At 36.6% G+C, this 11288-nt stretch carries 7 protein-coding genes; all 7 read right to left on the bottom strand.

What is annotated here, in order from left to right; translation table 11 throughout:
* Positions 1-6: 6 nt before the first annotated feature.
* Entirely contained in the window at positions 7-2202 is a 2196-nt protein-coding gene (locus BT156_RS10000) for a type VI secretion system Vgr family protein (protein ID WP_072409685.1), read from the bottom strand.
* 231 nt (positions 2203-2433) lie between these two features.
* Positions 2434-2844 (bottom strand): type VI secretion system tube protein TssD, encoded by a 411-nt coding sequence (gene tssD, locus BT156_RS09995; RefSeq protein ID WP_072409683.1) that lies wholly within the window; start codon positions 2842-2844, stop codon positions 2434-2436.
* 612 nt (positions 2845-3456) lie between these two features.
* On the bottom strand, positions 3457-4188 hold the full coding sequence (locus BT156_RS09990) for a hypothetical protein (RefSeq protein ID WP_072409681.1): 732 nt from the start codon (positions 4186-4188) through the stop codon (positions 3457-3459).
* Between the two features lie 85 nt (positions 4189-4273).
* Complete coding sequence (locus BT156_RS09985; RefSeq protein ID WP_072409679.1) at positions 4274-5779, bottom strand: hypothetical protein; 1506 nt, start codon at positions 5777-5779, stop codon at positions 4274-4276.
* Between the two features lie 12 nt (positions 5780-5791).
* The gene (locus tag BT156_RS09980; protein WP_072409677.1) at positions 5792-7729 is read right to left on the bottom strand and encodes a type VI secretion system Vgr family protein; all 1938 of its coding nucleotides are present in this window, start codon (positions 7727-7729) and stop codon (positions 5792-5794) included.
* A 79-nt stretch (positions 7730-7808) separates the two neighbouring features.
* Positions 7809-8657 (bottom strand): lytic transglycosylase domain-containing protein, encoded by an 849-nt coding sequence (locus BT156_RS09975; protein WP_228430081.1) that lies wholly within the window; start codon positions 8655-8657, stop codon positions 7809-7811.
* A 65-nt stretch (positions 8658-8722) separates the two neighbouring features.
* A complete protein-coding gene (locus BT156_RS09970) occupies positions 8723-11212 on the bottom strand; it encodes an ATP-dependent Clp protease ATP-binding subunit (RefSeq protein WP_072409675.1) in 2490 nt (829 codons plus the stop codon).
* Between the last annotated feature and the right edge of the window lie 76 nt (positions 11213-11288).

Here is an 11288-nt window from a genome sequence, read left to right as displayed (position 1 = left end):
CAGATTTTAATTAATAAAAGCATCACCGCCGTCTATTTTCGTTTGTCCGCCACCGATATGGTTGGCCGGAGAAGAGACGTCAACACCTTTGGAAGCTGCAATTCCTATTCCTTCAGCGCCGATACCGATTATTTTTCCGCTGAGAATAATCGTTCCGTCGGTGTTTAATGTGATTGAGCTTGCCCCTGTTTTAATGGTGATATTAGTATCACATTCCAACGAAATATTTCCTGCATTATCCATAGAAAACATAGAATTTGCACCGCCACCATCTTTACTTCCGACATTGATTATGTTCTTGCTTCCAGTATTCACAGTGTTGTTATTTCCTACCGAAACCGTTTTATCGTTGTTGGCGTTGGTTGTGGCATTTCCTGCACCGTCAAACTTCATATTCGCGCCGCCCTGATCGGTAAGGAAAACCGAACCTGCGCCGTCATCGAGTTCTAATTTATTTCCACTTCGGCTGCTTAGACTTTTAATGTTATTATTTTGTCCGCCCCCGCCGCCAACTCCTCCGTGGAACATTCCGCCCATTACGAAAGGTCTGTCGGGATGTTGATGAACAAAATTCACAATTACCTGATCTCCAACTTCAGGAATTGCCATAAACCCTCGATTTTTATTTACTTTATCACTACTTCCTGCATCTGGAGTCATTACTCGTATAAATTCTGTGGTGGTTGAGCCATTTTGCCAATCAAACTGAACCTGCACACGCCCCTGATTCATCGGATCTGTATTGGAAATTACTTTTGCAAACTGAGGTTCGGCTTTTGGCAACTGAAATTCTGGTCGCGGAATAAATCCGGTATCCGAAGCAATTGCATCAAAAGTTCCCGTATAATATCCTCTTGCATCCACTTCATGATTCACTTCTACGATCATTAATTTGGTGAAATAAGAAGTCTGATTGGTATCTGTCTTACGCATTTCAATGTCTGCAATACATCCCGGATATAAAAATGGAACAGTAGTGGCTCCCGAGGTTACAAATACATCAGAAGCTTTACTTCCTGCAGTTCCTTTTTGGGAAGCATCAATATCCATAAAAGAAGATGCCTTGATCGGAGCAACCCTTAAAGAGGGCGTTTGAAATGTTTTTTCTGAAATCTCGTAAGCTCTTTTAGCAATATCTGAAGTATGAGTTATTTTTGAATTCCCTGTCGTTAATTTCTCATTTTTACTGCTGTTGTAACCGTAAAAAGTGGGATTTACGTGTTGGGCTTTCATTTTTATTTTAACATCATTTACACTGCTTCCGTACGTAAGTTTTACGGGCTGTTCCTGTGGCGGAAGCTTCCCGAAATGAAGAACTTCACCGTCATAATAGAACTGTTCGCCATACGCTTCAGCAATTCTTGCAAGATAATTGTAATGGGTTTCCTCGTATTGAGAACTGTAAGAAACATTCCCGTGTTGCGAATCTACTCTGAAATCGAATTTATTTTGCCCCAACCCTTCTTTAATGACCTGGTCAGCAATACTGTTCAGGCTTATTTCCTGACCTCCTCCAAAACTTTGAATGTGTGGAGCAGCATCCAACAAAACTGTCGGACTGAAACCTGTAAGAACAATATTTCCCAAACTTCCCTTTTCCTGACTAAAGCCAACTTCTGTAATCACGCCCACAAAGCTTCTCTCGGGACCGTCTTCAACATCTTTATATTTAAAAATAACGGTAATTCGTTTTCCTAAAAAGTTTTGGGCTTCTTCTAAATTATGGTTTTCTGCATTTCCTAAGGAATCGTGAGCAAGCATCAGATCAAATTCGTGGTGCTTGACTGCATTTTGCTTTAATTTAAAATGTTTAAAATGTTTGATGACCTTACCTTCAATAATAATGTCAAGTTTTACCACGCGATTGATTCCTAAAACCTGACTTTCAGGGATTGCATTGGCATTGTGTATTTTGGAGGTGGGCTGTTTAGACCAGACTTTATCTTCAACCAAAGTTGGAATATTTGCCTGTTTTACCTGATTCATAAACATTCCGGAAGAATTTTGGGCAATTCCTGAATAGGCCTGAGCCGTTGCAAGAGTTTCTGTTGCTTTCTGAACTTTTCCGTTTGTTTTTTCCTGAATCTTTTGGTCAGCTTTACTTACAGCTTGTGTTTTTGCCGTATCGCCCATTTGTTTGGTTACAGATGGTTTTCCGGTTTTGGAAGCCGGAGTTCTTGGCGTGTTATCATCCTGAAACATAGCCTTGTGATTTTGGTTAATTGGTGTATATGTGTTTTAAATGCTAAAATTTATTCGATAAAAAAAATCAAATAAACTTTTAATTAATCAAATGTTTTTAAATTTAAAAATCTGATTTACAGTATTTTAAATCTGAAATAATTTATTTTTCATAAAAAAACAGAATAGCTTACTCTGTGAGGAGCGCACTATTCTGTACCAATTTTATTTTTACTAAGATGATTGTAACTGTTAGTTAGTGCCTCCTGGCCAGATACCTTCGTAAGCAGAATTACCATAATTGATTTTTTCTGCGCTTACAATGAAACTGATCAACATGCTGTTTTCGTCTACTGCATCGAAGTCTACTTCATGCTGAATTACGTATCCGTTTTCCCAGTTCAAAGTAATTAATGTACCTTCTTCGTGAGATTTATTGAAAGTAATTTCTCCGCTTGTAGGTTTGTACTTTCCGTTTAGTAAGCTTTCCAGAATGTCTGATTTTTCTGTTGCTTCAATTGTAAGTTTGATGATTGCATTTGAAGGGTCTGATGCTACACGTCCTGAAACGTCTGTAGATCTTGATACACTATAATTTAGCTTTAATAATTTTTGACCTTCGCTACCGTTGAATTTTAAGATTCCTCTTGAATTTGCTGCCATGTTTTGTAAATTTTAATCGTTAATATTTTGTGATTTGGTGATTGATTTCTATAGCAAAGATATACTCCTTATTCCTACCCTGAAAGTTTTCAAACCTCAATCTGATTTTTTGTAGTATTTCTACGATTTGATGTAGTAATTCTACGACATTTGACTTAAAATTATTAATAATTTCCTTTATTAATGGTGTTTTATAGCAATTTATCAATATTGAATTAATGCATATTTTCACACTAAAACGGGAAATATTAAGATTTATTTAAGATTCAATTAACTCTTATTAACGTTTGATTCCTATTTTGAAAGCAGTTATGATTTAAAATTTTCAGAAATTATCCTTACAATAAAAATGTCCTATTTTATAAATAAGACATTTTAGGCATTAAACCTGTTTAAACTTTTTGTTTTAACCACAAAAGATGATTTAAAGTTTAGCTATTTTGAAAACAAAAGCTCTCAAAAGAATAAAAATCAAAGATTTTTAAAACTTATGTGGTCTTATTTGTGGTTTATTGGTTAACTTAAAATATCTAGTGTGTTAATCTTTTGTTGCTTTTGTGGTTAAAACAAAAAGTTTAAATAAGTTCATTTTCTTTAAAACTTTCAATTAATTTATTCTATAATATTATTAATACTCTTAGTTTTATCAATTTCGGAAGATTTAAAACCGATCTTTTTCAATGCAAATTTTGAATTGTTCTTTTCTACATCTACAAGATCATTATTTAATAATAAAAATTTAAACCCAAAACCTGTGGATTTGGAAGAACTGTCTTCTAACTGAACAATTGTTTTATGATCGACTTTTTCATCTTCAACAGATTCTTTAGAAGAAACATTTACTGACGCTTCCGAAGATTTTTTGCTATCCAGATTGACCATCAAAATATAATACAATCCGCTGTTTCCTCTAAGATGTTTTGAAAGGCCATAGATTGTATTGTTAACCAGCTTCACATCCTGAAAGTCTTCGCCCAGCAATTCGGTATCCATTGGAGACAGTTGATATGTTTTCACAGGAATAACTGTTTTAGGACCGCTGTCAGATAAAGGATAAACCTGCGCATCAACCTGCCCGAATTTATCCAACAGAAAAACTAAATTATCCCCATTTTTAAAGACCGAAATAACTTTTAACTGTTTGTAAAAATCTGGACGGTTTGCCAATGGGCTGTATTCCTGTAATTTTTGTTTATTGATCTTAAATTTATCAACTGTTTTATTTTCTTTGCCTTTAATTTTAAATTCCCAAGCAAAATTATCATTGCCATTGCTGACAAAGCACTCAACAGAAATATTTTTATCTAATTCTTTGGAAAATATCAATTCGGCATCTGTATTCATATTAGATTTTATATTGGTTTGACATGAGACAAAATTTAGTAAGAAAACTAATATTAAAAAAAGTATCTTTTTCATAACATTCTTTTTAGTTAGGAATAACCTGTTTACTCAGTTCCTTCTGCATATTGGTGACCACAGTCTTATACTTATAGTTATTTTTTTGTACCGGAGTAAGACTATACGCATTAAACGGTTCTATATATTTTCCGGCCTGTGGTTTATATATTATAGCGTCTATCACAGGGTTGGTTGGATCTATTTTACCATATAAAATACCGCTTAGAGCTTTCCCCGAATAATCTTTTAATAAAGCATCATCATTTGCAAAAGTTGTAGCCGAAGTTAAGCCATAAGAAGGATCAAAATATTTGTTTCCGTATTTGGTAAATACATGATCCCAGAATAAATTCAGCGGAACATTTTTCAGATCCTGTGCCTTTTGCTTTATGTCAACAGGCGCTGCGGGATCTTTTATTGTCCATTCTTTAACTAAAAACAGAGAATTTTTATATCCGCTGCTATCTGTAGTTCCTGTCGGGAATATTACAAAATCATCAAACTTACCTCCAAATAAGGTGTCAGATTGTATCTTGCAGATATCCTGTAAAAACGAACTCCATTCTCCACATCTTGCCTCACCATATTTTATTAAATATCTTACGCCACGGTATCGCATACTGCTTGCATGTAATGAACTGGTATTTCGCCAATATCCCATAGCTCCTTTCACACGGGCTCTTTCAACATTTAAAGATTTTATGTGATTGAAAACATTGGTCATGATTTCATCAGCATTTTTAGATCCTTTTCCAAACTTACAGCCAAGATACAGGAATGTTTCTAAAATGCTTTCTTTGCTATTTGCTTTATTGATGATCATCCTGTTTCCATCTTCGGCGGTATATTCACCTCCTCTGCCCGATGACGGAGATAACTGGTCATACCCCGGATTTCCGATTGTAAGATAAAAACAAAACTTAACACTTCTCATGGGTACCCAATTGGTTCCGTCTTCTGAATATTCAAAATTGAGAGTGAAATTTTCAAAATACTGTACGGTATCTTTATAAGGTTTTGTATCACAGGTAAATGTAAGCTCATGTTCCTCATCCTTATTTTTTTTAGGATGCTGCTGTTCTTTAAAAACATATTTATTATTAGCATCTTTTATCCTGATCTTGCAGGCCATCGGCGCTTTTGTTTTAAAAGTAGCTGTAAGCACAAAATTGTCGGTGCTTGCAAGGGTTATTGGTAAAGGATCAGGCTTATTTTTGTCATCAGCATTAGATCTTAGACTCAGCCAATGATAATATTTTCCTTTGTCTTCTAATACCCAGAAATTTTTAAACTCGCTGAAAGAATCAACCTCATCATGACAAATATCGAAAGTTGTATTTATTTTAATCTTAATGAGATCTAAACTTCCCAATGACGGCGGTGGAGCGCTCACATTATAGCTCACTCCTTTTTCTTTGCCTTTTTGAGCAAATTTATCTGCAGAAGAGTTTACAATACTTTTTCCTGCAAAAACTTTGGCATCACCTCCGGTTGTCTCTATGTAATCACCACCTATGTAAGATTCCTTACCCATTTTACAAAAGATTTAGTAATTTTTAGATTTCTGTCCCGAGTTGTTCTGCACTTCTTTTTCAGCATGCTGCTCAAAAGTTCCCTGACTTTGCGTGGTAATTTGTCCGTTGGCTACACGTAATCTGTCTTTTTCAGTATGAGATTCTTTATTTCCCTGAATAAATTCCGTCATTTTTCCGGTTACATTGGTAATAAAATCGGCTCCGGTAGAAACGTATTTCATAGAACCTATGCTTTCGCTGTGATTCATCATAATCGTATCCATTTTATTTACTCCGACGTTGGTCGTCATATTTTCACCGACATTGATATTCATATTTCTGCAATTCAATGTCATTGTTTCGGGAGCAGTGATTGTGATATTGCTTCCTGTGGTGTCCAAATGAATTTCGTTTCCTGATTTATCTGTAATAATAATGCTCTCATCTTCCGTGAAAACCACTCGGTGACCGCTTCTGGTTTGAATTGATTTCACTCTGTTATCCACACCACCGCCTAATCCTACTCCACCATGAAACATTCCTCCCATTACGAAAGGTCTGTCCGGATGGCTGTGAACGAAATTCACCATCACCTGATCTCCAACTTCGGGAATGGCAACATAACCTCTGTTTTGGCTGATTTGATCCGTTCCTCCTGCATCAGGACTCATCATTCTGATGAAATGTGTTGTATCATTCATTTGCCAGTCGAATCTCACCTGAACCCTTCCCTGTCCTTCCGGATCAGCATTTGAAATTACGGTTGCAATCTGCGGTTCGGCTTTTGGCATCGTGAATTCCGGTTTCGGTAAAAATCCGGTATCTGAAGCAATTCCTTCAAAAGTTCCTGTATAATGACCGATCGTATCAATTTCATGAGTCGTTTCTGTCACCATGATCTTGGTGAAATAAGAGCTTTCATTAGAATCAACTTTTCTCATCTGAACATCAGCAACGCAACCAGGATGTAAAAACGGAACAGTGGTATTTCCTGACAATGAAAATACGTTTACCGCTTCACTTCCTGATGAACTTTTTTGAGAATATTCAACATCAAGATGGGTTGATGCTTTAATTGGCGCCACCTGAAGAGCCGGCGTTTTATAAATTTTATCGTTATGCTCGTAAGCAGTTTTTGCTAAATCGCTTTTATGCAGAATTGGTGTTGCTCCGGACGTAAGTTTTTCATTTTTACTGCTGTTGTAGCCATAAAACTGAGGTTTTGTATGATTTGCTTTTAATTCAACCTTAATATCATTAACATTGCTTCCGTAAATAAGCTTGATTGGTTTATTCTGAGGCGGAAGTTTCCCGAAATGAAGGACTTCACCGTCATAATAAAACTGTTCACCGTAAGCTTCCGCCATTCTTGCCAGGTAATTATAGTGCGTTTCATCATACTGACTGCTGTAAATGATCTGAGAATAATCGTTCGCATCAATTCTGATATCAAAACGGCTTTTATCGATTCCCTGTTTTATTACTTCTTCAGCAATGATCCCCATATTGACAGATTTATCACCTCCAAAACTCTGAATATGACGGGCTCCGTCCAGTAAAATGGTCGGACTGAAACCAGACAGAACAATATTTCCTAGGCTCATTTTCTCCTGACTGAAACCAACTCCTGTGATCACTCCAACAAAAGTTCTTTCAGGACTGTTTTCTATATCTTTGAATGAAATAACGGCTGTCAAACGTTTTCCGAGGAATTTATTAGCCTCTTCCAAGGTATGATTTTGATTATTTCCTAACGTGTCGTGCGCCAAAGTGAGCGTAAACTCATGGTGACGCTGTGCGCTTTGTTTCAGCTTAAAGTGTTTGTAATACTTGATTACTTTGCCTTCAATGACCAAGGATAATTTCACCAGCCTGTTGATCCCGGCGTGATGGCTTTCCGATACGCCGTCTGCATTCTGTGACGGACGATAGGAAGGGCTGTTCAGTATATTTTGTGATTCTGTTTTCATATTATCTGCGTTTAGATAGGTTAAACATTATCTCCCCGTGTTATTTTGTGGTTTGGTGTGTGGTGTTTGGTTCTTTATATCATTTTCCTTCTTTAATTGATCTGGAAAGTATTTTGGTCTTTCTCATTAAAAAATCAGGCATCAGATCTGTTGGAAGATACAACATACTTTCGCCTTTATTTTGTAGTTCTTCTGTAATTCCCGGGTTCCATGAGAGAAGTTTATCAACATCTACATCAAGCTCATCCGCAATTACATTTAAATTAAATCCTGCATTGATTTCTGTTTCCGCCAACGTGGAGTTATCTTTTCCGCTTCCTCCGTTTACGAAGAAAACGGTATTCATTCGCGAAGAATTATAATTACTCAAAACGCTTTGCAGTTCTCCGGTCGCATAGCATGCATTTAAATATTTTTTGACATGATTAATGGTTTCCAGCGGAAGATATTTAGAAAAAACATGATACTGTGAAGAACCTGCAGCCTGCATTGCTTTGGCTATATTTCCTTCTCCACAGTTATAAGCAGCCACGACGGTCACCCAATTGTTATATTTTTTATAAAGATTCGTCAGAGAAACCACCGCTACTTTTGTACTTTTATACAAATCGTTTCTATTTTGCTCCGAAAGCCCGTACTGATTGGCATGAGAGGTCATAAGCTGCCAGGCGCCCACCGCTCCGGCTCCGGAAGTGATGTTTCTGTCAAAATGAGATTCAATTAAAGCTAAATTCCTCAAATGTCTCGGCAACCCTTTCTGAGCAAGAGAATATTCAATAAAATCAACGATCTCTTTATTTGAATTAATGATATTTTTATATCGTCTCACGCTGTTTTCCGAAGTATCAGATGCAGCAAGAAACTGTCCGTTCACAAATTGTGAAGAACTCATCAATATTATTCCTAAAAAAATATTTTTGAAGTTCATGTTTATATTTTTTGACAAATTTGCCGTTCTGTTAAAAACAGCAAATCTGCCTTTTTTACTTTATTTTATTCTACTTTCCATGTTAATGCATCCTCTTGCCAGTCAACATTCAGTGTCTGTCCGGCTTTTACTTCTTCTCTCACGATCATTTTGGAAATCGGTCTAGCCAACTGCGCCCGGATCACTCCTGAAATCTGTCTCGCTCCGTATTTACTGCTGAACCCTCCTAATGCAAGGTTTTTCACGGCTTCATCCGTTATTTTTAAAGTCATTCCTAATCTGTGAAGTGACGCGTGAAGTGATTTTAACTGAATATTAAAGATTCTTTCTGCAATAGATTCTGTAATCGGTGCAAAAGGAATAATTTCTGTGATTCTTGCCAAAAATTCCGGTCTGAATTTACCTGAATTAGACATAATTTGCATTAATGCAGGTGATTGCGGAACTTTTCCTTCCTCAAACTGCTTTACAATTTCTTCGCTTCCGATATTTGAAGTAAATAAAATGATCGCATTGCTGAAATCCCCCTCTTTTCCAAGCTTATCATGTACTTTTCCTTCGTCCATGATCTGTAAAAACACATCAAAAACTGAGTGATGCGCTTTTTCAATTTCATCAAATAAAACTACGGTGTAAGGTTGCTGACGAATTTTATTCACCAACATTCCTCCCTCCTCGTAACCAACATATCCCGGAGGCGCACCGTATAAAAGTGCCGCCGAATGCTCTTCTTTAAACTCAGACATATCAAAACGAACCATTGCTTTTTCGTCATTAAAAAGCAGTTCCGCCATTGATTTTGCCAACTCAGTTTTCCCTGTTCCCGTTGGTCCCAAAAGGAAAAATGAACCGATTGGCTGTCCGGGTTTGTTTAATCCGCTTCGGTTTTCAACGATCGCATCGGAAAGGATTTTCAACGCATGATCCTGACCGACAACTCTATTAAGCAACATAGATTCCATGTTCAGAAGTTTTTCTTTTTCCTGTGCCTGGATTTTCCCGATCGGGATGTTTGTTTTCGCTGCCATCACAGCTGCCAATTCCAAACGATCTACTTTTTCTCTTTTCTTTGATGCGTGCTGTAAAAGTTCAGCATAAGTTTCTTCAATTATCTTCTGAATTTCCTCGACAGGCATTGAATTGTCAATTTGTGGCTGTTCACTTAAAGAACCCCACAAAATTGGACTTATTTTATCTCTCAATAAATTATAATTCCAGATCAATTCGTCTGCTTTGTCTTTATCATCCAGATATTCTTCCTGTAAAATGGTTTCATAAATGCCTTTCCAGCTTTCTAATTCTTTTTCTGAAAGTTCGTCAAGCATTTTAATTGCGGCCATTGTTCTGTCAAGCAAATCAATTGCTGCATCAGGTAACTTTTTACCTTTTGCATAACGTTTTGCTAAGCGGACACATTCGGGAAGAGCCGTTTTTTCAACTTCAATTCCGTGGTGTTTTTTGTAACCTTCTAATAAAACATCGATCATTTTAACACACGTTTTTTCGTCCGGTTCGTTGACCGTTAAAACTTCAAAACGACGGTTGAAAGCCTGTTCCGGCTCAATGATCTTTCTATATTCTTCCTGAGTTGTGGCTCCGATTACGGTAATTTCTCCTCTTGCCAGTTCTGGTTTTAACAAATTAGCAACATTTCCGATGCTTCCTTTTGGATCTAAAAGCGTGTGAATTTCATCAATGAAAAGAATTGCTTTTTCAATCTTTTTACATTCAGTAATAATCTTTTTAAGACGGTCTTCAATTTCGCCTTTATAAGAAGTTCCGGCTAGTAAAGCTCCTGTGTCAAGTTCTAAAAGAGTTCCGTTTTTAAGCATTTCGGGAACGTTTCCTTTGATAATTTCAGTGGCAAAACCTTCTACCAAAGCAGTTTTACCAGCTCCGGGTTCTCCGATGATAATTACATTGGGTTTCGTTCTTCTACAAAGAATTTCAACCAACATTCTCAGTTCTTTATCTCTTCCGATGATATTTTCCAGATCACCTTTTCTGGCCTGAGCCGTTCTGTCTACACAATAGGCTTTAATGGATGGAAAAGAATTATCTGAATAGTCTGAACCATTTGAAAATAAGGAAGAAATTCCATCCTCCTCAGAATTTCCAAATGGTGTATCTTTTCTGTATAAATTGAATATTTCGTGTTCTCTGAGCGGTAATGACTTCAACTGCTGCAGTGAAAAAACAACCTGCGGTTTTACGATAGCCGTTAAAAGACAAATAGGAGTGATCTCGTCCAGCCCTAACTTCAAACGAATATCATCTGCTTCCTCAATAATATTGTCTACAAATTCATCTGGTTTAGCCTCATCGGGAAGATGTGTAGTTTTAGGATAATCTTCAATACGGACATCTGCCCATTCGTAAAAATATCCCGGATCTTTATCTATGTTTTTTAAAAATTCATTAAGACCGATATCTTTGTGCATTAAAGCCTGCAGAATATGCGGACCACCGTAAGTGGCATTATAATTTTCTCGCGCGATTGATTGTGCAATATGAAAAAGCTGTTTTACTGTCTCGTTGGTTACTAGTACTCCCATTTTACTATTTTTCTCAAAAATTAATACTATATCTGATTTCGGTGTGTGGTGTTTTGATTATGTTTTCATTAAATTT

It is taken from the genome of Chryseobacterium limigenitum, from assembly GCF_900114875.1.
In the GTDB taxonomy this organism is placed as follows: Bacteria; Bacteroidota; Bacteroidia; order Flavobacteriales; family Weeksellaceae; genus Chryseobacterium; species Chryseobacterium limigenitum.
This window is presented reverse-complemented; position numbering and strand designations above follow the sequence as displayed.

What these genes read in the sequence shown, in the direction of transcription:
- BT156_RS10000 (WP_072409685.1), bottom strand. Translation starts at nt 2,202, where the DNA reads ATGTTTCAGGATGATAACACGCCAAGAACTCCGGCTTCCAAAACCGGA.
- tssD (WP_072409683.1), bottom strand. Translation starts at nt 2,844, where the DNA reads ATGGCAGCAAATTCAAGAGGAATCTTAAAATTCAACGGTAGCGAAGGT.
- BT156_RS09990 (WP_072409681.1), bottom strand. Translation starts at nt 4,188, where the DNA reads ATGAATACAGATGCCGAATTGATATTTTCCAAAGAATTAGATAAAAAT.
- BT156_RS09985 (WP_072409679.1), bottom strand. Translation starts at nt 5,779, where the DNA reads ATGGGTAAGGAATCTTACATAGGTGGTGATTACATAGAGACAACCGGA.
- BT156_RS09980 (WP_072409677.1), bottom strand. Translation starts at nt 7,729, where the DNA reads ATGAAAACAGAATCACAAAATATACTGAACAGCCCTTCCTATCGTCCG.
- BT156_RS09975 (WP_228430081.1), bottom strand. Translation starts at nt 8,657, where the DNA reads ATGAACTTCAAAAATATTTTTTTAGGAATAATATTGATGAGTTCTTCA.
- BT156_RS09970 (WP_072409675.1), bottom strand. Translation starts at nt 11,212, where the DNA reads ATGGGAGTACTAGTAACCAACGAGACAGTAAAACAGCTTTTTCATATT.